The organism is Pseudomonas sp. (assembly GCF_048265905.1).
In the GTDB taxonomy this organism is placed as follows: Bacteria; Pseudomonadota; Gammaproteobacteria; order Pseudomonadales; family Pseudomonadaceae; genus Aquipseudomonas.
Window position 1 is genome coordinate 21,849 of the sequence record NZ_JBLXAP010000020.1, and the last position, 24,944, is coordinate 46,792.

At 52.8% G+C, this 24,944-nt stretch carries 25 protein-coding genes; 15 read left to right on the plus strand and 10 right to left on the minus strand.

Annotated features, from left to right (window positions below):
• The first annotated feature begins 190 nt into the window (after positions 1–190).
• The 4 genes from ACN0UH_RS18585 to ACN0UH_RS18600 all read left to right on the plus strand — a co-directional run bounded on the left by ACN0UH_RS18585 (position 191) and on the right by ACN0UH_RS18600 (position 4,403).
• A complete protein-coding gene (locus ACN0UH_RS18585) occupies positions 191–3,097 on the plus strand; it encodes an HD domain-containing phosphohydrolase (protein WP_417663452.1) in 2,907 nt (968 codons plus the stop codon).
• Between the two features lie 150 nt (positions 3,098–3,247).
• Entirely contained in the window at positions 3,248–3,676 is a 429-nt protein-coding gene (locus ACN0UH_RS18590) for a 3-isopropylmalate dehydratase (RefSeq protein ID WP_417663453.1), read from the plus strand.
• Between the two features lie 182 nt (positions 3,677–3,858).
• Positions 3,859–4,104, plus strand: coding sequence for a hypothetical protein (locus tag ACN0UH_RS18595; protein ID WP_417663454.1), 246 nt, complete (start codon positions 3,859–3,861; stop codon positions 4,102–4,104).
• Positions 4,101–4,403 (plus strand): cell division protein ZapA, encoded by a 303-nt coding sequence (locus tag ACN0UH_RS18600; RefSeq protein WP_417663455.1) that lies wholly within the window; start codon positions 4,101–4,103, stop codon positions 4,401–4,403. The genes ACN0UH_RS18595 and ACN0UH_RS18600 overlap by 4 nt, the downstream gene beginning before the upstream one ends.
• Positions 4,404–4,486: 83 nt before the next feature.
• Here ACN0UH_RS18600 and ACN0UH_RS18605 read toward each other — a convergent pair whose 3' ends face one another.
• The 4 genes from ACN0UH_RS18605 to ACN0UH_RS18620 form a co-directional block, all read right to left on the minus strand.
• Positions 4,487–5,692: an MFS transporter gene (locus tag ACN0UH_RS18605; protein ID WP_417663456.1), complete on the minus strand. Its 1,206-nt coding sequence runs from the start codon at positions 5,690–5,692 to the stop codon at positions 4,487–4,489.
• A gap of 98 nt (positions 5,693–5,790) precedes the next feature.
• Positions 5,791–6,486 carry a substrate-binding periplasmic protein gene (locus ACN0UH_RS18610; protein ID WP_417663457.1) on the minus strand — a complete coding sequence of 232 codons (696 nt, stop codon included), beginning with the start codon at positions 6,484–6,486 and terminating at the stop codon, positions 5,791–5,793.
• 89 nt (positions 6,487–6,575) lie between these two features.
• Positions 6,576–7,187, minus strand: coding sequence for a LysE family translocator (locus tag ACN0UH_RS18615; protein ID WP_417663458.1), 612 nt, complete (start codon positions 7,185–7,187; stop codon positions 6,576–6,578).
• A 96-nt stretch (positions 7,188–7,283) separates the two neighbouring features.
• The gene (locus ACN0UH_RS18620; protein ID WP_417663459.1) at positions 7,284–8,894 is read right to left on the minus strand and encodes an FMN-binding glutamate synthase family protein; all 1,611 of its coding nucleotides are present in this window, start codon (positions 8,892–8,894) and stop codon (positions 7,284–7,286) included.
• Positions 8,895–9,368: 474 nt separating this feature from the next.
• Here ACN0UH_RS18620 and ACN0UH_RS18625 point away from each other — a divergent pair, with 474 nt between their 5' ends.
• From ACN0UH_RS18625 to ACN0UH_RS18645, 5 genes are all read left to right on the plus strand, one after another.
• The gene (locus ACN0UH_RS18625) at positions 9,369–10,496 is read left to right on the plus strand and encodes a beta-ketoacyl-ACP synthase III (protein ID WP_417663460.1); all 1,128 of its coding nucleotides are present in this window, start codon (positions 9,369–9,371) and stop codon (positions 10,494–10,496) included.
• Positions 10,496–11,107, plus strand: a complete 612-nt coding sequence (locus ACN0UH_RS18630; RefSeq protein WP_417663461.1) for an RNA polymerase sigma factor — start codon at positions 10,496–10,498, stop codon at positions 11,105–11,107. The genes ACN0UH_RS18625 and ACN0UH_RS18630 overlap by 1 nt, the downstream gene beginning before the upstream one ends.
• Positions 11,101–11,334: a zf-HC2 domain-containing protein gene (locus tag ACN0UH_RS18635; RefSeq protein WP_417663462.1), complete on the plus strand. Its 234-nt coding sequence runs from the start codon at positions 11,101–11,103 to the stop codon at positions 11,332–11,334. The genes ACN0UH_RS18630 and ACN0UH_RS18635 overlap by 7 nt, the downstream gene beginning before the upstream one ends.
• 240 nt (positions 11,335–11,574) lie before the next feature.
• Positions 11,575–12,888: an OprO/OprP family phosphate-selective porin gene (locus ACN0UH_RS18640; protein ID WP_417663463.1), complete on the plus strand. Its 1,314-nt coding sequence runs from the start codon at positions 11,575–11,577 to the stop codon at positions 12,886–12,888.
• A gap of 148 nt (positions 12,889–13,036) precedes the next feature.
• Positions 13,037–14,167 (plus strand): GNAT family N-acetyltransferase, encoded by a 1,131-nt coding sequence (locus tag ACN0UH_RS18645; RefSeq protein WP_417663464.1) that lies wholly within the window; start codon positions 13,037–13,039, stop codon positions 14,165–14,167.
• 42 nt (positions 14,168–14,209) lie between these two features.
• Here the strand turns inward: ACN0UH_RS18645 and ACN0UH_RS18650 are convergent, their stop codons facing one another.
• From ACN0UH_RS18650 to ACN0UH_RS18670, 5 genes are all read right to left on the minus strand, one after another.
• Complete coding sequence (locus ACN0UH_RS18650) at positions 14,210–14,476, minus strand: DUF2790 domain-containing protein (protein WP_010490294.1); 267 nt, start codon at positions 14,474–14,476, stop codon at positions 14,210–14,212.
• 324 nt (positions 14,477–14,800) lie between these two features.
• Positions 14,801–16,630, minus strand: a complete 1,830-nt coding sequence (locus ACN0UH_RS18655) for an ABC transporter ATP-binding protein (protein ID WP_417663465.1) — start codon at positions 16,628–16,630, stop codon at positions 14,801–14,803.
• A 121-nt stretch (positions 16,631–16,751) separates the two neighbouring features.
• Entirely contained in the window at positions 16,752–17,306 is a 555-nt protein-coding gene (locus ACN0UH_RS18660; RefSeq protein WP_417663466.1) for a peptidylprolyl isomerase, read from the minus strand.
• 11 nt (positions 17,307–17,317) lie between these two features.
• Positions 17,318–18,121 carry an alpha/beta fold hydrolase gene (locus ACN0UH_RS18665; protein ID WP_417663467.1) on the minus strand — a complete coding sequence of 268 codons (804 nt, stop codon included), beginning with the start codon at positions 18,119–18,121 and terminating at the stop codon, positions 17,318–17,320.
• Positions 18,122–18,133: 12 nt separating this feature from the next.
• On the minus strand, positions 18,134–19,060 hold the full coding sequence (locus ACN0UH_RS18670) for a LysR family transcriptional regulator (protein WP_087517649.1): 927 nt from the start codon (positions 19,058–19,060) through the stop codon (positions 18,134–18,136).
• 150 nt (positions 19,061–19,210) lie between these two features.
• On the opposite strand from ACN0UH_RS18670, the gene ACN0UH_RS18675 reads away from it, so the two are divergent.
• From ACN0UH_RS18675 to ACN0UH_RS18695, 5 genes are all read left to right on the plus strand, one after another.
• Positions 19,211–19,525, plus strand: coding sequence for a 3-phosphoglycerate kinase (locus tag ACN0UH_RS18675; protein ID WP_417663468.1), 315 nt, complete (start codon positions 19,211–19,213; stop codon positions 19,523–19,525).
• Positions 19,526–19,682: 157 nt separating this feature from the next.
• Positions 19,683–20,282 (plus strand): FMN-dependent NADH-azoreductase, encoded by a 600-nt coding sequence (locus ACN0UH_RS18680; protein ID WP_417663469.1) that lies wholly within the window; start codon positions 19,683–19,685, stop codon positions 20,280–20,282.
• Positions 20,283–20,420: 138 nt separating this feature from the next.
• Positions 20,421–21,314 (plus strand): carboxylate/amino acid/amine transporter, encoded by an 894-nt coding sequence (locus ACN0UH_RS18685; protein ID WP_417663470.1) that lies wholly within the window; start codon positions 20,421–20,423, stop codon positions 21,312–21,314.
• Positions 21,314–22,210 carry an EamA family transporter RarD gene (gene rarD / locus ACN0UH_RS18690; protein WP_417663471.1) on the plus strand — a complete coding sequence of 299 codons (897 nt, stop codon included), beginning with the start codon at positions 21,314–21,316 and terminating at the stop codon, positions 22,208–22,210. The genes ACN0UH_RS18685 and rarD overlap by 1 nt, the downstream gene beginning before the upstream one ends.
• Before the next feature lie 29 nt (positions 22,211–22,239).
• Positions 22,240–22,938, plus strand: a complete 699-nt coding sequence (locus tag ACN0UH_RS18695; RefSeq protein WP_417663472.1) for a cupin domain-containing protein — start codon at positions 22,240–22,242, stop codon at positions 22,936–22,938.
• Here ACN0UH_RS18695 and ACN0UH_RS18700 read toward each other — a convergent pair.
• A complete protein-coding gene (locus tag ACN0UH_RS18700) occupies positions 22,908–23,324 on the minus strand; it encodes an anti-virulence regulator CigR family protein (RefSeq protein WP_417663473.1) in 417 nt (138 codons plus the stop codon). The genes ACN0UH_RS18695 and ACN0UH_RS18700 overlap by 31 nt on opposite strands.
• Positions 23,325–23,497: 173 nt before the next feature.
• Here ACN0UH_RS18700 and ACN0UH_RS18705 point away from each other — a divergent pair, with 173 nt between their 5' ends.
• A complete protein-coding gene (locus ACN0UH_RS18705; RefSeq protein ID WP_417663474.1) occupies positions 23,498–24,847 on the plus strand; it encodes a DEAD/DEAH box helicase in 1,350 nt (449 codons plus the stop codon).
• Positions 24,848–24,944 lie beyond the last annotated feature (97 nt).

The following is a 24,944-nucleotide window of genomic DNA, read 5'->3' on the forward strand; positions in this document are numbered from 1 at the left end:
TTCTGCATCTGTCACTGACTTGGCTTGCTACCTTTCAAATAGGCTTTCTGCAAATGATAGGGCGTGATTTCAATAAGATGCGTGGGTGTGGGCCGTGGGTTAAATCACCGTGCGCTGGCAATGTTCAGCGCAGCCATAGGCACCGCCGAAGAGTGGGTTAGGTGTTGCGGTTAGCGATTAAGGAATAATCATGAAAGGCGGCCGGACAGTAACGCTTCGCGTTTTAATTGTGGTTGCTATCGTTTTGCTGGTGACAATTGTCGGCTCGTTTATTGCCCTCGGCGCATACAACCGTGCATCGGCCTTTATTTACAGTAAGGCGCTAGTTTCTGCGCAAAACTCTGCTCTGCAGGCAACCACTGATTTCGATAATTTGCTCACGCCCGTGCATGCAGGCGTGAGGCGTTTGGCGCTCAGCGCCCACCTGCGTAAAGGCCGTTTCGAGGAATGGCAAAAAGCAGTGCCGGAAATGATAGAAGAATTACGTTCGGCAAAGGGCGCGGGGTCGTTCTTTGTCGGTGACCGTGCGGGCAATTACTTCCTGGTTGCCGATGTTTCCCGGCGTGCTATCGAAGTTGACTCCGCCGTACCAGTTATCGCCCAGTATTTGGTTTACGGGGTTGAGCGCTCGGGGTTTGGCTCTGGCCAGGCGCGTCTTTTTTATCTGGACAGTCAGCTCAAGCAAATTGGCAAGACAATCAAGCAGGCTTCGCCAAGTTTTGATCCGCGCAACAGACCTTGGTATCGCGAAGCCAAGAACCAAGGCGGGTTGATCAGAACAGAACCCTACAAGTTCTTTACAACCGGTGAGATCGGCTCAACCGTAGCGTTGGATACGAGGGATGGTGGCTTGGTCATCGGGGCTGATATCAGTCATCATGCATTGGATGAGATGCTGGTTCGCTACCGCCTTACACCCAGCAGTGAGCTGGTCCTGCTCGACTCAAGTGGACAAATTTTAGCCGCTGATCGTCCTCAGGTGTTTGCCGGAATCTTACACGATGCACCTGAAGTGCAGGAACTACAGCACCCTTCGTTGGCGATGCTTGGGCCAATGCTTGAGGCGCTCAAATCCTCTGCTGGTAGTAGTTTTGAGTTGCGCAGTCTTGAGGTCGACGGCCAGCTCTGGCACACCGAGCTATTGCGTTTGCCAGCAACGAGTACGGCGTCGATTTTTCTCGGAATTAGTGTGCCGAGTGATGAGCTCCTCAATGCTGCCAGGCTGATACGTAACGAGATACTGCTGCAAACCTTGTTGATATTAGTGCTGGCAGTGCCGCTGGCTGCATGGGCGTCTGGGTTTATCGCTGCACCGCTAAGCGTGCTGACACATAAGGCGCGCAGCATTCGTAACTTCAACTTTAGTGAGCCGATCGACACCAGCAGCTTTATCAGTGAAGTTCGCGAACTGAGCCGTGCGCTTAGCCAGAGCAGCACGACTATGGCGCATTTCATGGACATCATCACGCGCCTTAGTGGCGAGCCCGATCTTGAGAAATTCTTGCCCACCTTGTTAACCCTGACCTGTGAAGCCAGCCACTCGGAAGGTGCATTGCTGTATATGCAACTGGTGCCGAAAGGGCCCTTGGAACTTGTTGGCGGTCGTTGGCAACATCAACCCATAGATATATCAGCGGTTGACCCTTCCCAGAAATTTTTTGCCGTGACTGAGTCGATTGCATTACGCCGACCGGTTAAACAGGTTGCCGATGCAAAAAAATGTTCAAAGCTTGGTCTGCCAGCGACGGCGACCTTAAGTGTACCGCTGCTGAGTCGAGAAGGAGAGGTGCTAGGCGTATTAGTGTTGTTCAACGACAAGTCTTTGGATGAAAACTATGTGTCCTTCATTCAGGTGCTTTCAAAGTTTGCGGCCCTGGCCCTTGAAACACGCGGATTGATCGGCCAGCAGAAAGCATTATTCGAGTCCCTGATACGTCTGGTTGCCACGGCCATCGACGCCAAGAGTCCTTATACCGCGGGCCATTGTGAGCGCGTTCCTGAAGCCGCCAAGTTACTGGCTCAAGCCGCGTGCGATGAAACTCAAGGTGCCTACGCCGACTTCAGCATGAGTGACGATGATTGGTATGCATTGCATATAGGATCGTGGCTTCACGACTGCGGCAAGGTCACTACGCCGGAATATGTGGTTGATAAAGCCACCAAGCTGGAAACCATCTACGACCGCATTCATGAGATTCGCCTGCGTTTTGAGGTGCTTAAACGCGATGCCCAGGTTGAGTATCTGACAGCAATCAATGACGGTGCCGACCGCGCTCAGGCCTTGGCCACGCGTGATGCCCAATGGCGCCTGCTTGATGATGAGTTCAGCTTTGTTGCGCGCTGCAATACGGGTGCGGAATACATGGGCGATGAACAGTTGCAGCGCCTGCAGCAGATTGCTCAACGGCGCTGGTTGCGCACCTTGGATGACCGTTTGGGTATTTCGGGCGAGGAGCGTCAGCGTAAGGAATGTCAGCCAGTCGTCGAGCTCCCCGTGTGGGAGAACCTGATAGCCGATCGACCAGAGCAGCAGATTTTGCGTCCGTCCGATGAAACCTTTGATAAGGACAATGAGTATGGTTTCAATATGGCCATTCCAGAGTTCTTATATGATCGCGGCGAGCTGAAAAATCTATCCATCAGGCGCGGCACCTTGACCGAAGAAGAACGCTATAAAATTAATGAGCACGTGATTCAAACCATCAAGATGCTCAATGCATTGCCTTTTCCCAATGCCTTGCAACAGGTGCCGGAAATCGCCGGTGGTCACCACGAGCGCATGGATGGACAAGGTTATCCCTGTGGGCTGATCGGTGAGCAGCTAAGCCCGCAAGCGCGGATGATGGCAATTGCCGATGTGTTTGAAGCGCTCACCGCTCGCGATCGCCCTTACAAGCCAAGTAAAACACTCTCACAAGCACTGCACATTATGCGGGGGATGTGTGAAAGTGGGCATTTGGACTGCGAACTCTTTAGTATTTTTGTTCGTTCAGGGGCATGCCAGCAGTATGCCCAGCGGTTTCTGCATGATGATCAGCTTGATGCCCAGGATTTATTGACGTATCTACCTGCCAGCGATAAATCAGCCAGCAGTTGATTGCTGCGTTCGCTGTATCTGACTGTGCAAATGCGCTGGCATACTTTAGTTTGCTTGAGAGCCTTTGCCAGCTTGAGCGTTTACACGCGAGCGCCAATACTGAACCGGTGCTCAACAACAAGACTAATCAGCCGCCCATGGAGGGCTCCAATGCGATTGATGTATGCCGTGCTACCGATGCTTGTGTTGACGGGTTGTTCATCGTACAAAACCCATCCCGATCAAATTACCCAGATACCTGAAGACCGCATGTTTGAATATCAGCGGGCTGAGCAGGACTCAGGCAACATCATTATTAATCGAGACATGGGCTTTATTGGCGGCGGTTGTTATGTCGCCTTCAAGCTTGATCGCAAGCTCGCCGCCCGTATTGGTATTGGCGAGACCGCAACGTTCTCAGTGGCGCCAGGGCGGCATATTGTCGGAATTGCGATTGATGAAGAAGGGGAGAGCCTGTGCAACAACGGCCGTCTCAATCGAGAAGTGGCGGTAACTGTGACCAAAGGGCAGGACGAGCACTTCCGTATCGTCAGTGAATCCAGCAGTGGTTTTGATATTCGTGCCGAGACCCCTGAATAATATTACGTTGCAGTCTCTCACCCTTGGAACTCAGGCCGGGGTGAGAGGGTCGTAGCGACTCTTGGTTAAAACTCCATGCCAGATTGGGCAGGGCATCTGTATTAAAGGGGCGCAGGTGTCTGGCTTCTTCATGAAATTTTCTTTATTGTCGCGGCCCCGCGCAAAAGACCTGAGTAATCATTATGTTAGAAAGCAATTTGAAGCAGTTGGAGCAACTTGTCGGCACTCTTTTGCAGGACAACAGATCCTTGCTGGAACGTAACGAATCACTGGCACAAGAGCTGCAAACGTTGAAAGATGAAAACGAAACGTTGCAATTAAGCGCACTTGAGCAGGAAGAGTTACAGGGCCAGACAGCGGCACGTATTCAAGCTCTGGTTGAACTGGCCAGCGCAGGTCAAACATCTGAGGCAGCATTGAATCAATGAGCGCATCCACAGAGAACGTCTCGGTCATCAGCATCCTGGGTCGTGACTACAGCATCAAAGCCCCCGAAGGCAAGAGCGAGGCACTGAGCGCTTCTGCATTGATGCTCAAAAAGCTCTTGGCTGAAACCAAGCAAGCCTCACCGACATTGGTCGGTGAGAAGTTGTTGGTGCTGACCGCGCTCAAGCTTTGTGCCCAGCAACTCGAAATGCAACAGCAGCACCAAGCGCAGATCGAGCAGCTGGAAACGCAAATCAGTGAACGCGTTGCTGGCCTCAACAGTTTGATTCGAGAAGCTTAAAAGCCTGGGTGATCACTTAGGCTTATCCTGACAAAGGGCTAGCCGCGCTTCGTTTCGCTTGCCCATTCAGTAAATGCCGGCGATTACGGGTTGGCCTGTTCTTCGTGTTTGCCGACGTTCCACGCCCAGAAAAATACCAACAAGCCAGCCAGCGCAGTGGCTGCGCCAATGTAACCGGTCGATGTCCAGCCAAAGCCTGCACTGATGGCCAGGCCGCCAAGCCATGGCCCAAGCGCGTTGGCGATATTGAAGGCTGCATGATTTGACGCTGCGGCAAGTGTCTGGGCGCCATGCGCTACATCCATTAAATGGGTTTGCAAAGCGGGTGACAGCGCAACCATGGTGCCAACGGCAAATATTGCCGGGAAGACCGTCCAGGTCGAGTGAGCAGCCAGCGGGAATATCATCAGTATGGCTGCGCTCCAGAGCAGCAACCAGGCTACGGCCTTGAATTGCAGCTTGTCGAACAGCCAGCCTCCGGCAAGGTTGCCGAGGATTCCGCCAAGGCCAAACGCTACCAGTGCGAAAGGAATCCAACTGGCACTGAGTTGTGTCACTTCGAGCAACGTCGGCGCCATGTAGCTGAATACGCAAAACATCCCCGCAAAGCCAACCGAGCTGATCGCGAGTGCCAGCCACACTTGCGGACGGTTAAATGCACGCATTTCAGACAATGGATTGCTACGCGGCTGCTGTTTATCCAGCGGCATGAATATCGCAACCATTATTACGGTCAATAATGCGATCAAGCCGACTAAAGCAAATGCATAGCGCCAACTCAGCAACTGGCCTAGCCAGGTGGCAATCGGGTTGCCGACCAATATCGCGATGGTTAAGCCCATCAGTACTCTACTGACAGCTTTCGCACGTTTGTGCGGTGGAGCCATTGAGGCCGCGACCAGCATGGCGACACCAAAATAAGCGCCGTGCGGCATACCTGCAAAGAAGCGGTAGATCATCAACGTGTGATAGTCAGGGGCGAGGGCGCTGGCAAAGTTGCCAACCGCGAATACGCCCATCAACAGCAGCAGCAAATGTTTACGTAGCAAGCGTGAGCCCAGAATAGCCAGGATCGGAGCGCCAACCACAACGCCCAGTGCGTAAGTACTGATGACATTGCCCACTTGAGGTTCGGTAATGGCCAGATCCTGGGCCACATTGGGCATCAAACCCATGATCGAGAACTCGCCGGTACCAATCGCAAAGCCGCCGAGGGCTAACGCCAGTTCAATTAATATGATGGCGCGTGTGGTCAGTGGGGCAGAGGATTGCGGGTTTGAGTGGGGCACAACGGAGTTCCACAGACGGCTTGGCTTGGGGCGAGCATTATCGACTGATTTAACGCTGAGCGTAAGTCGTAAGCCTCTCTAGATCAGTACTTTTGCAGTCAACGGTACTGGGCAATGATTTCCCCAATCTCACCGTTGGTCATCATTGTTTTGATTGCCGAGAGTATTTCCTGTGTTGGAACCTCAGGGCCTTTGCGCACCATGCAGCGGATCTCGGATTGCTGGATCATCTGCAGTTTTTGGAATTGATCTCTGGCATCGTTGATTCTCTTGTACCAGTTGAAACTGATTTCATTGGTAATTGCGTAATCATAGCGCCGCATTTCCAGCTTATTGATGACCTGCTCTTGGGTGCGGGCGTCGTCACGTACCAGTTGGCCCGTGGCAAAACTACTGGCCAGGCTTGTATAGATATAGCCATTAACCGTTCCTACCAAAGCGCCATGGGGCGGTGCTTTAATCCTGGCATTGCTGGCACGTGTGATAAGGAAATCACGCTGTACCATAATCGGCACGCTCCAGGCATATTGAGTGTTGTTGGCTATCCAGTCTTTGCTGGCGTAGCAGTGCACGTCAATTTTGCCGCGATCCAGCAATTTATAAATTCTCGGACGGGGCAAGCTAACGAGTCGCATTTTGCGGTTAAGGTATTTAGCCAGTCGTGTTTCCAGCTCATACAGAACGCCAGTGTTCGCCACGCCATTGTCAAACCCAATCAGCGGCATACTCAGACTGCTGGATATTGAAAATGACAGGGCTGGAGATTCGGCCCTTGCCTCGCCGGGGAACAGCAACAGGCTGACTACAACGCCCAGCGCGGTGGCAAGATCATTGACTGAGCGTTGTTTGCTGTTGATGGGGCCCGGTGATGACTCTGCTGGTTTCATCGTGACAAGGGTAAGGCGCTGCCGATGGCTATAAACAGGACTGCGCAACTTCGATTAAACCCTTTACCACTGCGCTGCAACCACGGGCGGATGCGTTGTGCCATGCGTGCGAGGAGGTATTCGACAACACCTTCAACGACTACAAACGTCAGCGCCATGACTGCAAATTGCAGCCAGATACTGCCGCTCGGATCGAGAAACTGTGGCAGGAATGCGCCAAAGAACAAAATCACTTTTGGGTTGGAGAGTGCTGCGAACAAGCCCTGACTGAACATTGATGAAGCAGGTTTCGACTGAGCATCGTCGAGCCTGCCCAAGTTGGGCGGTGGTGCACGCCAGAGTTGAATACCCAGCCAGATCAAATAAGCACCGCCCAGCCATTTCAGCACTGTCAGAGCATTGGCTGATGCTTTTAGCAAGCTGTCAATACCGAACATCGATAGCGCCATCAGCAGGGTAAAGCCGATCACGCCGCCCGTTACAGTCCACAGTGCGCGTCGATGCCCATAAAGAGCACCATGAGTCATCGCCAACAAGCCGTTAGGTCCGGGCGTCAGTGATAAGCCGGTGATGGCAATCAGATAAAGCAACCAAGTGTGGAGCGCCATCAATGTTGTCCATTTTTTCTTTGAGTTTGCTGGATTCAGTTTGGGCCTGAACTTGAATTGCCCTGCGCAGATTCAGTTTGCGTCCGTGCTGTGCCCTTACATGACCTTGGCTTCGAAGCTGTTGCTCTGCGCCATGGCCCACATGCGTTCATAAAACTCACCTTCGATTTTTCCGCTCAACAATTCGCCGGGTTTTAGAAACACGTGTTGCTGAGAAAACAGCTTGATCTCGGTGGCGGAGATGCGTCGCACAAGATGCTTGGCATCTAACTGGCTTGGGTGTACGAGGCCCGCCGCAGCCAGCATTTCAGCCAGTGCATGCAACGTGTTGCGATGGAAACTGTGCACGCGCTGAGCCTTGTCTCCAACCACCAATGCGCGCTGACGCAGCGGGTCTTGGGTTGCGACCCCTGTCGGGCATTTGTTGGTGTGGCATGACTGACTCTGAATGCAGCCGATTGCAAACATAAACCCTCGTGCCGAGTTTGCCCAGTCCGCGCCAATGGCCAGGACGCAGGCGATATCGAAAGCGCTGACAATTTTGCCACTCGCACCCAACTTGATTTTGTCGCGCAGATTAAGGCCGACCAGTGTGTTGTGGACAAACAGCAAGCCTTCACGCATCGGCGCACCAATATGGTCGGTAAATTCCACTGGCGCTGCGCCGGTTCCGCCTTCTTTACCGTCAATCACAATAAAGTCCGGAAGGATGCCTGTTTCGTGCATGGCCTTGGCGATGCCCATAAACTCCCATGGATGCCCCAAGCACAACTTGAAGCCAACGGGTTTCCCGCCCGACAGCTCGCGAAGCCTGGCAATGAACTGAAGCAGTCCGATAGGGGTTGAGAACTCGTTGTGGCTTGATGGTGACACGCAGTCAACGCCCATCGGAATACCACGAGTTTGAGCGATTTCTTCTGAGATTTTATGTTTTGGCAAAATCCCGCCGTGACCTGGCTTGGCACCCTGACTGAGCTTGATCTCAATCATTTTTACCTGCTCAGATTTAGCCTGTTCAGCAAAGCGTTCAGGGTCAAACTTGCCCTCAGGTGTGCGGCAACCAAAGTAACCACTGCCCAGTTCCCAAATCAGATCGCCGCCATGTTGACGGTGATAAGGGCTGATGCTGCCTTCGCCGGTATCATGTGCAAAGCCGCCGAGCATGGCGCCTTTGTTTAAGGCTTGAATTGCATTGCCACTTAACGAGCCGAAGCTCATCGCCGAGATGTTAAATACCGAGGCCGAATAAGGTTGGGTGCACAGCGGACCACCTATCGTGACTCTGAAGTTCTTAGGGTCGCTGACCGGAGCGGGGCACATCGAGTGGCCGATAAACTCGAAACCGTCCTGATAAACATCGATCAAGGTGCCAAATGGTTTATCGCCACCTTGATTCTTGGCGCGGGCATAAACCAACGTGCGTTGTGAGCGCGAGAACGGTAGTTTGTCGCCATCGGCCTCGAGTAGATATTGACGGATTTCGGGGCGAATCCCTTCAACCAGGTAGCGAATGTTGCCGAGAATCGGGTAGTTGCGACGAACCGCCTGAGGTTTTTGCACTAAGTCGACTACACCGATAATGCTCAGTGTTGCGCCTATCAGGATTAGCGGCCACACCCACTCATGCTCGACAAACAGTAGATTGATCAGTGTGAACAGGACGCAGAAAGCAAAAAATGCGTAGCGGCTGAGTAGAGATAGATTCATACAAGGTCCTTTTGTCGAGAATGGGTCAACGCCTGACCGCAGATGCTGATGGAGCCGATTCTAGCGGATGTAGAATAAATGCTCTCGGAGGTCATTCTGCCACTCCAAATTTTGCAGTAAGTACACACGAATGAGTGTCTAAGACGCCAAACGATACGCGAAAGTGGCTGACTTTTGCGATACCACTGGGTGAGGTTGAAGCCGCTCGCCCGTTAGATAGTGGCAAATGAATGACATTTTCATCGATAAATGCATAATATCCGCACAATTGCTGGGTTAATTCATGTTTTCCGTCAGTCGAAGAGTTGCCGGTTCTGAGGACGAACTCAATCAGCTGTGGCAAAATCCGTGCTTTTATTATTGGGCAGCACTGCCAAGCGAATTGCTCCGAGTGCGCCCCGAATTGACACTTGTAGCCTATGGCTGCAAGTCAGCCAAAAATTGACCGCAACATGCGGCTGAGGACATACAGCAATGACCGTACATAACGTCGTAATTAGTGGAACGGGCCTCTATACCCCCGTGAATAGCATTTCCAACGACGAATTGGTCCAGTCCTTCAATAGCTACGTTCAGCTATTCAATGCTGAAAACGCACAAGCCATTGCTCGTGGTGAAGTTGAGGCTTTAACCGAGTCGAACAGCGCATTCATTGAAAAAGCATCTGGCATCAAAAGCCGTTTTGTGATGAACAAGGAAGGCATCCTTGATCCGCAGCGCATGGCACCACGCATTCCTGAACGCAGCAATGATGAGTGGGGGATACTCTGCGAAATGGCTGTTGGTGCCGCTAAAGAAGCCTTAGAGCGCGCCGGTAAAACCGCTGCGGATATAGATGGGGTTATTGTTGCCTGTTCAAACCTGCAGCGTGCCTATCCTGCGGTTGCTGTTGAAGTTCAAGCTGCACTCGGTATTCAAGGCTTTGGCTACGACATGAACGTTGCCTGCTCCTCCGCTACTTTTGGGATCCAGGCCGCCGCCAACAGTGTCCAGTTGGGTCAAGCGCGCGCAGTGCTGATGGTCAACCCGGAAATCTGCACCGGTCACTTGAATTTTCGTGACCGCGACAGCCACTTCATTTTTGGTGATGCAGCCACTGCGGTCGTTATTGAGCGCGCTGACCAAGCAACCTCGAAGTATCAGTTCGATATTGTCAGCACCAAGCTGCTCACTCAGTTTTCCAACAATATCCGTAATAACTTCGGCTTCCTTAATCGAGCTGCTGAAGAGGGTATTGGCGCACGCGACAAATTGTTCGTGCAAGAGGGCCGTAAGGTCTTCAAGGATGTTTGCCCGATGGTAGCGGAGTTGATTGCCGCTCACCTGAAGGAAAACAATCTTAACGTCTCTGACGTTAAGCGGTTTTGGTTGCATCAAGCTAACCTCAACATGAATCTACTGATTGCTCGCAAACTGCTTGGGCGGGATGCCGAGCCGAGCGAAGCACCAGTAATTCTTGATGAGTATGCAAATACCAGTTCGGCTGGATCGGTGATTGCGTTGCACAAACACCAAGACGACCTGGCAGGTGGCTCCTTAGGTGTGCTTAGCTCATTTGGAGCTGGTTATTCAATTGGTAGTGTAATTTTGCGAAAACATTAATGGATTATTCAGAAGATAGTGCGTTGCTCTCCCGGCTTTTAAGCGGGGATGAGAGTGCTTACAGGGAGTTGGTCGCGACCTATCAAGGTTCAATGCGTGCAGTAGCATTAGCTATTGTCGGGAGCCGAAATTCTGATGAAGTAGTACAGGATGCTTGGCTCGCAGTAGTAAACGGTTTAAAGGGGTTTCAAGGTCGCTCTAGCTTGAAAACCTGGCTGCTTACTATTACGGCTAATACCGCGAAGACTCGACTTAAACATAACCGTCGTGAAGTGCTGATGGACGATCTGCCAGGCCCCCACGGGACTGTTGGTGATGATCGCTTTGCCGATGATGGTCACTGGCTGCTTGCGCCACATGAATGGCATCAAGACACCCCAGAAGCTTTGCTCTTACAGGATGAGCTGCGTGAGTGTCTGGAAAAAACGCTAGGCAGCCTGTCGACCTTGCAGAGCAGTGTTTTGGTATTGAGGGAGCGTCAAGGGTTGGAGCTTGAAGAAATTTGTAATCTTTTAGACATCTCGCTCTCCAATGTGCGGGTGTTGTTGCACCGGGCACGCCTAAAGATGTTCGCCACCCTGGAGCATTTTGAGGAAACAGGTCAATGCTGAGTTGCAAGGAATTAGTCGAAAATTCCAGTGATTATCTCGATAAACGCTTGAGCTTGAATAAGGGGCTCGAAGTGCGCCTGCATTTGACACTTTGCGTTAATTGCAGGCGTTTCATCAAGCAGATGAAAGTAAGCCAAGCGGTCTATCGAAAGATGCAACAAGAGCAGGGCGATGAGCTTGATGGCCTTGCGCAAAAACTAGCACAGGCTCACCGTTCAAACCAATAATTGGTTTGGACGGTGAGCCTGGTTTTCTCGATTCAAAATAACCTTTAAAATCATGTGGTTACTTGGCCTGTTAAATCAGCGCCAAATGCATATTCTTTATTGGTTTAAAAAGTTCCGCTGTCATCAAATATTTATATATCAGCAATTTGGCTGACATCTGCCAGCGCCAAGATTTCCCCAGCACGAACGAGCACCACCGCTCGGGTGTTTTTAGACAATTTGTCCAAAGGGGAATTTTCGATGATCCGTATGCATTTCGCGGGCGTCGCAGCCAGCACGCTGGCTCTTGCCATTTCAGCTCAAGCATTCGCAGGCACAGTGACCACGGATGGTGCTGATATTGTAGTTAAGACCAAGGGCGGTCTTGAAGTAGCGACAACTGACAAGGAATTCAGTTTCAAATTGGGCGGCCGTCTTCAAGCCGACTACAGCCGCTTCGATGGCTTCTTTACCAAAAATGGTAATACTGCAGACGCAGCCTACTTCCGCCGTGCTTTCCTCGAAATAAGCGGTGTTGCTTATAAAGATTGGAAATACGCAATCAGCTACGACTTCGCACACAATGCCGGTAGCTCTGATGATGGCTATTTTGATGAGGCCTCTATCTCCTACACGGGTTTCGATCCGGTAAAACTGCGCTTTGGTCGCTTTGACCCGGATTTCGGTCTGGAAAAAGCCACCAGTTCCAAGTCGATTACTGCTATCGAGCGTAACGCCGCTTATGAAGTGGCTGACTGGATAAACGGTCACGAAAACGGCCTGGGTGCTCAAGCCAGCGCTGTAATGGGTGATATGGCTTACATGTCGGGCAGCGTTTCCTCCAAGGACGTTAACGACGATGACGGTGACAGCGTTAAGCAGTTCAACCTGCGCGGTGTGTTCGCGCCAATGGCTGAGGCTGGCAACGTGCTGCATATGGGCGTGAACTACGCTTATCGCGATCTTTCAGACGCCGCTGTTGATGGCCGTATTCGTCCTCGTTTGACCATGCGTGGTGTTTCCACTAACGGTGGCAACTCGGCGGGTGATAATGGCAACCGTGCGACCTTCGGTGGTTTTGATGCCGCGTCTGGCGACTTTGATGATGATTCTGTATGGGGTGCCGAATTCGCTTGGGCAGCAGGCCCTTTCTCAGCTCAAGCTGAGTACCTGGCCCGTACAATGAAATCTGCCCGCAGCACCATTGAAGACGTTAAATCTGAAGGCTACTACGGCCAACTGGCTTACACCCTGACCGGTGAATCCCGTGGCTATAAGCTCGATGGCGCCAAGTTCGACATCATCAAGCCTGAGAACAAGCAGATCGGCGCTTGGGAAGTTTTTTACCGTTACGACCACATCACAGTTGAGGATGACAACGTTGTTGTAGCCTCTCCAACTCGTGCGGTTGGCGACACTGAAGCCGACATCAACACCATCGGCGTTAACTGGTACGCCAATGACGCAGTTAAAGTTGCTGCTAACTACGTCATGACGACCACAGACAACATCACCAACGCTAACGGCGATGATGATGGCGATGCCTTCGTAATGCGCCTGCAATACGTATTCTAAAACCAGCCGGGCTGACGGCTTGGGTGCTGGGGCGGGATAACCCTTAAACCGTTTGCCAGTTGGTGAATGAGTACGAATGTAACTCCTTTGTTTAGCCTCGCTTAACGCGGGGCTTTTTTTCGTCAGCGCGAAAGGCCAGACTGCACAGATGCAGACAAAGACCTCTATTTCGCTTCCTGAACTTGATCCAACTGACTGGGACCGATTGGTTGCAGCGGACAACCCGTTTCTCAAGCATGGATTTCTCTCTGCGCTTGAGTTAAGTGGCAGCGTAGGCCCGCGCACCGGCTGGACGCCTGCTCATCAGCTTGTGTTCGAGGCCAATGGCAAGCTCAGCGCCGCTCTTCCCGCCTACTTGAAAACGCACTCGTTCGGCGAGTACGTGTTTGATCACGGTTGGGCTGATGCTTGCGAGCGAGCAGGGATTGACTACTACCCGAAGCTACTTGCGGGTATTCCGTTTTCACCGGTCACCGGGCCGCGCTTATTGGGCGAGCCACAGGTAATCAGCCAGGTGCTAGATAACCTGACTCAAGCACTGGACAGCCAGGGGTTATCGAGCCTGCACATCAACTTCACCGATGCGGCTGCCGACGCGCAGATGCGCGGGCGCGAAGGCTGGTTGGAGCGTCTTGGCTGTCAGTATCATTGGCGTAACCGCGAGTATCGCGACTTTCAGGATTTTCTCGATGCGCTGAATTCGCGCAAGCGCAAACAGATACGCAAAGAACGTGAGCAAGTGGCTAGGCAGGGTATTGAATTTGAATGGCGCGAGGGTCATCAGCTGAGTGAGGCTGAGTGGGATTTCGTCTACCTCTGCTACGCCAACACTTATCATATTCGCGGCAGGCCACCGTATTTAACCCGCATTTTCTTCAGTTTACTGGCTGAAAAAATGCCTCAGGCGATTCGGGTTGTTATCGCTAAACAAGGCACGCAGCCGGTGGCGATGGCGTTTAGCTTGATTGGTGGCGATAGTTTCTATGGGCGTTATTGGGGCTGTTTAGCCGAGTATGATCGACTGCACTTTGAGACCTGTTTTTATCAGGGTATGGACTACGCAATTGCCAATGGTCTACAGCATTTTGATGCGGGAGCACAGGGAGAGCATAAGCTGATCCGTGGTTTTGAGCCGGTTATTACCCGGTCTTGGCATTACCTAAACCATCCGGGCCTGCGCGATGCTGTTGCGCGGTTTCTTGATGAGGAGCGTGAGGGCGTCAGTCGCTATGCGCAGGAGGCGCGGAGCTTGTTGCCTTATCGGCAAACTGAAGGTTGAACCTAAGCCCTTGAGTCAGGGCTTAGGGCCTGGACGGTCTGTTTAGACGTTGTGTGGGCCGTTGCCCCACTCAAGGAATTGGATCTTGTGGATCTCGCCTTTGCTGTCTTCATAGACAACATTGACCGGCACCACACCGACTTTCTTGGAGTTGTCGGTACGGTGTAACACTTTGCTGATATCGACTTCCATACCGTATTGGTATTTCACCGCAGGAATCCCGGAGCCCGGCTCGCGATCGATGTCCTGAGCAAACGCGGAAGGTGCAAGGCTGGTGATGAACGCTGCTACGACTGACGCAATTTTCATAATGGTCTTTCCTCAATACTGGAAGTAACGCATCAACTGAAACTCGCAATTGTCATCGAGTGGGTCTGGATGGATTGCTCCAGAAGCCTCAGTTTCAAAAGCATGAGCAAAGCCCGAAGGCTCAAGCTAAGGGTGTGTGGTCTATAGTGACCAATTGTCACACCTTGTTACAGAGATTATTCAATATTGGATTACGAAGCAAGCTATCTATAAGTCGTAGGCTGGACGAGGCTCTTTTCGTCTGCCATTTTCTCGAAGAAGTGCGCTTTATGGCGAGATTTGGTGAAGACGTTTTGCCCTGTGCCATCCGAAGAGCGCCGCTGGTTATTCAACGCCGACAAAACCACCCGTCTGATGCTGCCAGAGTCGTGCATACAGGCCGCCGCGTGCAATCAGCTCGGCGTGTGTGCCCGTCTCGACTATCTGGCCTTGATCAATCACCACCAAACGATCCATCCGAGCAATGGTTGAGAGCCGGTGCGCAATGGCAATGACGGTTTTACCTTGCATCAAGCTGTCGAGGCTTTCTTGGATAGCCACTTCTACTTCAGAGTCAAGCGCTGAGGTTGCCTCGTCGAGCACCAGGATTGGCGCATCCTTGAGCAGCACCCGGGCAATTGCAATGCGTTGGCGTTGACCGCCAGAAAGCTTGACGCCGCGCTCGCCGACTTGAGCATCGAAACCAAAACCGCCCTGGCCATCGTCGAGCAGGTTGATAAAGCTATCTGCGCGAGCTTTGCGCACGGCCTCATTTAATTCCGCATCAGTGGCGTCGGGTTTGCCATAACGCAGGTTGTCACGAATTGAGCGGTGCAGCAGGGCAGTGTCTTGAGTGACCACGCCAATCTGCGCCCGCAGGCTTTCCTGGCTGACTTCGGCAATGTTTTGCCCATCAATTAGAATGCGCCCGCTTTGCAGGTTATACAGACGCAGCAGTACGCTGACCAAGGTCGACTTGCCTGCGCCGGAAGGGCCAACCAAGCCAATTTTTTCACCCGCTTTAACCGTCAGACTGAGACCGCCAATAACGCCGCTGGCTTTGCCGTAGTGGAAGTGGATATCCTCAAAACTCACTGCGCCATTACTGACCGTCAGCGGCGCTGCATCGGGCTGATCAATCACTTGCACCGGCTGGACAATCGAGCGGATGCCATCTTGTACGGTGCCGATGTTTTCAAAGATACCGTTGACTACCCACATGATCCATTCAGCCATGTTGTTGATACGGATGACCAAGCCCAAGGACAAGGCAATGGCGCCACTGGTGATCAGGTCCTGGCTCCAGAGCCACAGAGCCAGCGCCCCTGTTGAGCCAATCAATAAGCCGTTAATGCAGGTAACACTGACATCCAGGGCGGTGACGGTTCGGGTCTGGGTCCGCGCTTTATCCAGCAGGTGCTGCATGGCGCTGCCAGCATAGGCTTCTTCTTCCTGGGTGTGGGCAAACAGCTTCAAGGTGCTGATATTGCTGTAGCCATCGACGACTCGGCCCATGAGTTTGGAACGAGCTGAGGACACTGCAGCAGAACGCTGCTTGATACGTGGCACAAAGTATTTGAGCAGCAGGCTGTAAGTCACAACCCAGATCAGCAGCGGGGCGATCAGGCACACATCGGCCTCGGCAAAGAGGTAGATGGCGCTGCCGGCATAGACGATTACATGCCAAAGCGCATCAACCACTTGTATGGCTGATTGGCTTAAAGATGGACCTGTTTGCATGACACGCTGGGCAATGCGTCCGGCGAAATCATTGTTGAAGAAATTCAGACTCTGTTTGAGCACATAACGGTGGTTTTGCCAGCGGATCAGGTTGGTCAGGCTTGGCGATATGGCCTGGTTAACCAGTAAGTCGTGGAGACCGAACACAAGCGGGCGGATGAGCATGACCACGACCAGCATCCACAGCAGTTGCTGGCTGTAGTTGGCAAAGAACTCGCTGCTGGGTGTTTGCTGAGCCATGTCGATCAACTGGCCGAGAAAGCTGAATAGCGCGACTTCAATCACCGCGGCAAAGAAACCCACGACCAGCAAGGCGCAGAGCAGTGGCCAGGCTTGCTTTAGATAATGCAGATAGAAACGCAGTACATCTTCGGGTGGCGCTTGATTGGGAGCTGGTTTGAAGACGTCGATCAGAGATTCAAAGCGGCGAAACATAAGTGGCGTCCTGCCGGAAGCTGGCTGACCAGCTTAGCGCTTATGCTGCTCTGATTCGAGGCTTTCTGAGCAGAGCAAGGCGGACGACGCTTTGCCGTCCGCCAAAACCTTACAGCGGATGTTATAGGCGTTTAATGTCCAAAATCATCACCGGCTCACGCGGTACATTTTGCATGCCTGCACTGTTGCCTGTTGGTACTTGGGCGATCTTATCGACCACGTTCATGCCTTTGATGACTTTACCAAATACGGCATAGCCGAAGTCGCGGCTGCCGTTGTCGAGAAATGCGTTGTCTTTGTGGTTGATGAAGAATTGGCTGGTTGCTGAATCGCGTACTTGAGTGCGGGCCATCGCCAGCGTGCCGCGCACGTTGTGCAAACCGTTGTCAGCTTCATTGCGAATTGGCGCGCCAGTTTGCTTTTGCTTCATGTCAGCGTCAAAGCCTCCGCCTTGAACCATGAAGCCGGGAATCACCCGGTGAAATTGGGTGTCTTTATAAAAACCGCTGTCGACGTAGCCGAGGAAATTTTTAACGCTGATCGGTGCTTTGTCTGCATTAAGCTCGACTTCAATATCACCCAGGGTGGTGCTGATCAAAACCTTAGGATTTGTGGCTGCCCACAGCGTGGAAGCAAAGACGAGGGTGCAGGCTGCGAGAATTATTTTCTTAAGCATTGTTTGGGGTCCTATGAGGGAGTGACGGCCGTTTCGACTTCATTGAGAAATTCAAGCAGGCAGCTGTTGAAACGTTGCGGTTGATCCATTGGTGTTGCATGGCGCGAGTCTTCGATCACCACTAAACGGGCATTGCTTAACTGGTCGACGTAAGCCTGTTTTTGCGCGACGGTGGTGTAGTCGCGATCGCCACTAATCACCAGCGTAGGACAGGTGATCCGTGAAATTCGTTCGCGTACACCCCAGCCAATAATTGCATCAAGGCTGGACAGGTACGCGCGTTTATCATTCTGCGGCCAGCGTTGTTCAATTTTGGCACGCAGATCAGCTTGTTCAGGTTTCGGAAACAGGAGCTTGCCCAATGCCTTGCCAATGGTTTCAAGGCTGAGCAAGCGCGACAAGCTCCAACGTTTGGCGATTTGCAAATAGTCGTTGGCTGACTTGGCTTTGACTTCCGGGCCACTGTTGATAATGGTCAGGCTGGCGAGCAGTTCTGGGCGATCTACTGCTAGCTGAAAACCGATCATGCCGCCCATTGAGATACCGACCAAATGTACCGGGCCAAGCTGACAGTGTTCAATAAGCGAGGCAACATCATCGGCAAAGGTCGCCATGTTATAGCGCTCATGGGGTTTGTCCGAGCGGCCATGACCGCGAACATCTAGGGCGATGACTCGATAATGCGCAGCCAACTCAGGTATCTGATATTCCCAGTCGAGGGTGCTGGAACCCAAGCCATGGACCAAAACCAGCGGCTTGCCGTGGCCGTATACTTCGTAGTGCAGTTGGCAGCCGTCATTATCGAAATAAGCCATGCCAGACTCCTGTCAGTTGATTGGCTGAGGCGCCGCAAAACTTGGGTTGAACGGCGCTGCGTCAAAGTTTTTGATCAGCTCAATAAGGATCTGCGTCGCTGGTCCCAATGGTTTTTCTTTATCGGTATACAGATAGAAACTCGGGTTGCGGGTGCCGCCTTGATCAAGTGGTAAGGGCAGCAATTGGCCGTCTTTTAATTCGCGCTCGATGATATGCCTCGGCAGCCATGCGAAACCTAGGCCGTTGCTGACAAAGGTAGCTGCAGTATCCAGGCTCGCTACTGTCCAGCGGTGCTCGGCTCCAAGCCAGCCTACATCACGTGGTTGCAAGCGGCCTGAGTCCCGAATCACCACTTGCATGTGCGCCTGCAAATCCAGGAAAGTCAGCTCACGTTGCAGCCGGTGCAATGGGTGATCGGGGTGGGCAACAGCAATAAACTCGACACTGCTCAGTTCGCTACCGAGAAAACCTGAAATGTTAAGCCCGCTGATGGCGACATCGGCTGTGCCTTCGCGCAGTAAATCCTCAGTGCCAGACAAAACTTCTTCGCGCAGCCGCACTCGACAACCACGGCTTTGCGGCATGAAGGCGGTCAATGCGCGTACCAGCTTGGCTTTAGGGTAGGCCGCATCGACAACCAAACGTACTTCGGCTTCCCAGCCTTGTTCCATGTGATGCGCGAGGTGTTCGAGTTGGCTGGCTTGGTTAACCAATTGCCGCGAGCGGCGTAGCAAGACGTCGCCAGCCTCGGTCAATACCGCCTTGCGTCCGTCGATACGCAGCAACGGCACACCGAGTTGTTCTTGCATGCGCGCAACGGTGTAGCTAACCGAAGATTGTGAGCGGTGCAGCACTTCCGCCGCCTGAGCAAAGCCGCCGTTATCGACAACCGCTTGTAAGGTCCGCCACTGGTCTAGCGTTACGCGAGGGGCTTTCATGTCGAGTCCTGTTTATCTGTACCGTTCGGCGCTTGAATACCGGGTTATTTTTCTTGTTGCAGTGTGCAAGCTGCGCCCTCAAGCTGTTTGGGCGGAAACCTTGATACACAATAGAGACGCCTTTAAGAGTCCCAGTTGGAGATATGTTGCATGAATAAGCTGTGTTGCGCGTTGTTCGCGTTGTTACCACTTTATGCCTTTGCCTACCCGCTAGAGACCGAAAAACATCTTAACGGCGCCGAAATTTCGGTTACGCCAATGGATATCGATGACACCTTAGGCGCCGTTGGCTTGTATAACTATGGCCAGGCTGATGCCGAGTGCAAGGTTGTATTCCGCAATGGTCCGGAAGCGCCGCGTACACGTAAATCTCTTGTTAAGGCGGGTGAAGACATCAATTTGTCCGTGCGCTTTTCACGCAAAATTATCAAGCTGCGTATGCAGGTCGACTGTAAGCCGATCTAGAAACTTGGCTTGTGATCCGCCTCAGATCCTAAAGTGGAAGTTTTAATAAATCAAATTTATTGATGTTTATAGGCTATTTTTTGCGCTTTTCAATCGGTATGACTGTCCGTAATCTTTATCCATCGACGCTAAACAACCAATTGATGGAGCAGATTCAATGGCCCGTGTCCTCGTAATTGAAAGCAGTGCCCGTAAACAAGGTTCAATCTCACGCCAACTGACTGAGCAATTTATTGCCCACTGGCAAGCGAAGTACCCGGCTGATCAGATCAGTGTTCGTGACTTGGCGGTTGATCAGGTACCACACCTCGACATGAACCTGCTCGGCGGCTGGATGACTCCGGCAGAACAGCAGAGCGAAGCTGAGCAAGCAGCCCTCGCTTTATCCAACACACTGACCGATGAAGTTCTGGCCGCTGATGTGCTGGTACTTGCGGCGCCAATGTATAACTTCGCGATTCCAAGTACCCTGAAGTCGTGGTTGGATCACGTACTGCGGGCCGGTGTGACCTTCAAATATACCGATACCGGCCCGGTTGGCCTGCTCACTGGCAAGCGGGCTTTTGTGCTCACGGCTCGGGGCGGTATCTATGCCGGTAGTAGCATGGATCATCAGGAACCTTACCTGCGTCAGGCCTTGGGCTTTATTGGTATCCACGATGTTAGCTTTATTAACGCCGAAGGCCTCAACCTTGGTGGCGACTTTCAGGATAAGGCTTTGGCCCAGGCTAAAGAGAAGCTGGCCGAGGTTGCTTGATGGCTTGATTGTCAAGCGCTGTGGCTAATTGAGGAGCCCGTGCAACCGAAAGTTGCACGGGCTTTTTCTTGTGTGCGTTTTGCTGATTGTTGATTGGGGCATGACAGGCTAAGGTCTGCGCCTGATTTTGAGGTGATCATGCGCTATTTGCTTGTTGTAACCCTGTTGTGGGCTTTTTCATTCAGTTTGATTGGCGAATACCTGGCCGGGCAGGTTGATAGTTACTTTGCGGTGCTGACGCGAATTGTCATCGCAGGGTTGGTGTTTCTGCCATTTACCCGCTGGCGCGGCGTTGCCAATGGCTTCAAAGCATCGATGCTGGTGATTGGTGCGTTGCAATTTGGCGTGACCTACGTTTGCCTGTATCTGAGCTTCAGCGTTCTCAGCGTGCCAGAAGTGTTGCTGTTCACCATTCTCACACCGCTCCACGTAACCCTGATTGAAGATGCGCTGAACCGTCGATTCAACCCTTGGGCGCTGGTTGCCGCGGCCGTCGCGGTGATCGGTGCCGGGGTGATTCGCTTTGATCAAATCAGCCCTGACTTCTTCTGGGGCTTTTTGTTGTTGCAGGTTGCCAATGCGACCTTTGCTGCCGGGCAAGTATTTTACAAACACTTATTGCCGCGTTATCCCTCGACCATTGCGCCGTTCCAGCGCTTTGGCTATTTCTATCTGGGAGCTTTAATTGTCGCGCTACCAGCGTTCTTGATATTCGGTAACGCCGCCCATATGCCTGCCACCGCCACCCAGTGGGGTGTTTTGCTGTGGTTGGGTGTTATGGCTTCCGGACTTGGGCTTTACTGGTGGAACAAAGGCGCCAGCAAGGTCGACGGGGCGACATTGGCCGTGATGAATAACCTGTTGGTGCCTGCGGGGTTGCTGGTTAACTTGCTGCTTTGGAATCATCAGGCCGACTGGTTGCGCTTGGGCTTGGGGGCGGCGGTGATTGGCTTGTCGTTGGTGATCAGTCACTTTGCACGTCTGCCTGTGCGCGAACACGACTCGGGCGCGGCATCAACCAAGGCGCAGTAATGAATCTGTCAGGAAAAGGCGTCGGGCTTTCAGTCTTTGCATCGGTACTGTTTTCCATCATTCCCGGTTATGTGCAGTTGTTGGCACCGCTTGATGGGGTGCAAGTTTTTGCTCAGCGGGTGCTGTGGTCGCTGCCTGCAATTGTGTTGTTGTTCGTTGCTACCCGGCAGTGGTGTTTGCTTGGTGAGGCTTTTGTGCGTCTGCGGCGTGAGCCGTTGCTGCTGGCAGCATTGCCCTTGGCAGCGGTGCTGATTGGCGTGCAGTGGGGGCTGTTTGTTTGGGCGCCGCTGGCCGGACATATGCTTGATGTATCGCTGGGCTATTTCCTCTTGCCGCTAGCAATGGTCTTGGCTGGGCGCATATTTTATGGCGAGCGCCTGAGGCCCTTGCTCAAGGTCGCCGTGTTTTGCGCCATGCTCGGGGTTGCGCATGAGCTATGGCGTTCACAAGCTTTTTCCTGGGTAACCTTGGTCACGGTGCTGGGGTATCCACCCTATTTTATGTTGCGTCGCTGGATGAAAATGGATGCCTTATCTGGGTTCCTTCTGGAAATGCTGGTGCTGTCGCCGCTCGCCATCTACCTGATCATTGCTTGGGGCCCGGATGCTGCATTCAGCACTGCTCCGCAATTGTGGTGGCTGTTGCCGGGCTTGGGCATGCTCGGGGCGCTGGCATTCGCGGCGATGATTGCCTCCAGCCGACTATTACCACTGGGTTTATTCGGAATCTTGAGCTACGTCGAGCCGGTGCTGTTGTTCACTGTGTCGCTGGTGTTTCTTGGCGAAAATTTTGATAGTGCCCAGCTGTTTACCTATTTGCCGATATGGCTGGCCGTGCTGCTTGTGGCCTGGGATAGCGTGCGTCTGTTGACTAAGCAATGGCGCACCGTCAGCTAAAAAAGGATTTGTCTATATGGAGGTAGTTCATGCGTGTCAATGATGACCTGTCCGCGCGGGTGGTGGTCGATACCCGGCAGATTGAGTGGCTACCATCGCCGTTACCGGGTGTTGAGCGGCGGCCGTTAGAGCGCTTTGCCGCCGAAAGCGGGCGCACAACTTCGGTGGTGCGGTATGCGCCAGGCTCCAGCTTTCGTAATCACTTGCATCCGGAAGGTGAGGAAATCCTGGTGCTTGATGGTGTCTTTGCCGATGAGCACGGCGAGTATCCCGCAGGTTACTGGCTGAAAAATCCACCAGGTAGCCAGCATGCTCCGTCGAGTGCAGCGGGTTGCTTGCTGTTTGTGAAGCTTTGTTATCAAGAACCGGATGACCAGACGACGCTGCGCATCAATACCCGTGACGGTCATTGGCAGGCGGGGCAGGTCGAGGGCTTGAGTGTACTGCCGCTGGATAGTTTTGGTACGGTGCACACTGCATTGGTGCGTTGGGCTCCAGGTACAGAGTTTAAGGCGCACCGTCACTTTGGTGGCGAAGAGATTCTTGTGCTGGAAGGGGTCTTCCAGGATGAGCTGGGTGACTATCCAGCGGGTACTTGGCTGCGTAATCCGCACAATTCGCAGCACAAGCCGTTTTCAACCGAGGGTTGTCTGATCTATGTAAAGGTCGGTCACCTCGATGCTACCGACACGGGTAATCAATCCAGCACGTTTCTGAGCACTTCGTAAACGATCCCGGTTGCGATTGCCACGAGCACCACGTCGGTGCCAGCTTGTCTCCATTCGTAGCCATCGTAACGTGGCAACTTGCCGATAAGACGGTTATCGAATTTTTTCGCGATACCCGGCGGCAGTGGCTTGCCGCGAGCCAGGTTCTTTTGGATACCAGGCGGCAGCGAGCTGACATTGCCGATCAGATTACGGTTGTCACCCAGCACAATGCGTACTCGGCCAATATCCACCGTGGGCCCGTTGAGGTCTATTCGAACATCAGAACCATAATCATTTTGGTGCGGATTGCCTTTGTCATGTTTAGGCGCAGCTATGCTGCCTTGGCTTGCGAGTATAATTGCCAAGGCAGTGCAACTGACCAATGAGCGGGAGGCGAGAGTCATGATGTTCTCCATATCTTTCATGTGGTTTTCCCATGTCATTTGAGCGCTAAAACATCACGATGTTCAACTGCTGATGACAATTCTCAGTGCGCTTTTGCACAAAGCATTCGGCTCCAGCGCCGGAAAACGTTACGCTATACAACTGATTCCAGATTTTTTGTCGAGGTTACCCCGTGTTTTCCCAATTCGCCCTGCATGAACGCCTGCTAAAAGCTGTGGCTGAGCTTAACTTTGTTGAGCCTACACCGGTGCAGGTGGCGGCTATTCCAGCCGCGCTGCAAGGGCATGACCTGCGGGTAACCGCGCAAACCGGCAGCGGTAAAACAGCTGCATTTGTGCTGCCAATGCTCAATCGCTTGATGGGTGACCCAAAGCCGCGTCTGAGCATTCGTGCGGTGATCTTGCTGCCGACGCGGGAACTGGCACAGCAAACCCTGAAAGAGGTGGAGCGTTTCTCACAGTTCACCTTCATTAAGTCGGGTTTGATTACCGGCGGCGAAGATTTCAAGGTCCAGGCGGCCATGTTGCGCCGAGTCGATATTTTGATCGGTACACCGGGCCGGCTGATTGAACACGCCAACGCCGGCAACCTGCTGCTCGACGAAGTGGAAGTGCTGGTGCTTGATGAAGCCGATCGCATGCTCGACATGGGCTTTGCTGAAGACGTCCAGCGTCTGGCTGAAGCTTGCAGCGGTCCGCACCAAACCTTGCTGTTCTCCGCAACTAGCGGTGGCTCTGGTTTGCGTGAAATGGTCAACAAGGTGCTCAAAGAGCCTGTGCATTTGCAGCTCAACAGCGTCAGCGACCTCAATGAAGGCACGCGTCAGCAGATCATCACCGCTGACCACAACTACCACAAAGAGCGTCTGGTCGAGTGGTTGCTGGCTAACGAGACCTACCAGAAAGCGATTATCTTCACCAACACCCGTATCCAGGCCGATCGTCTGTACGGCAAGTTGGTCGCCAAGGACGTCAAAGCCTTTGTGTTGCATGGCGAGAAGGATCAGAAGGACCGTAAGCTGGCCATTGACCGTCTGCGCCAAGGCGCAGTAAAAGTCATGGTGGCCACCGATGTTGCTGCACGTGGCCTGGATGTTGATGGTCTGGATCTGGTGATCAACTTTGATATGCCGCGTTCTGGTGATGAGTACGTTCACCGGATCGGTCGCACCGGGCGTGCTGGCGGTGAAGGTTTGGCCATCTCGCTGATCTGTCACAACGACTGGAACCTGATGTCGAGCATCGAGCGCTACCTGAAACAGCGTTTTGAGCGTCGCAACATCAAGGATGTCAAAGGTATCTACCAAGGCCCGAAAAATCTCAAGGCATCCGGTAAGGCCGCTGGCACCAAAAAGAAGAAGGTTGATCCGAAGACTGGTAAAAAAGTAGTTAAGAAAGCCGCCGCGAAAACGCCGGGCAAGGCCAAGCGCAACACTATCAACAAGCCAAAAAGCGATGCGCCGCAATTGGTTAGCCAAGACGGTTTGGCGCCGCTCAAGCGTCGTACACCGACTGCCGAGTAAGTCCATCGGTTGGGCTGAGGCTGTCTAGTCCTGAAATAGGTTTACACCTGTTTCACCCTAACGCCCGATGCACCGCATCGGGCGTTTTGTATTTCAG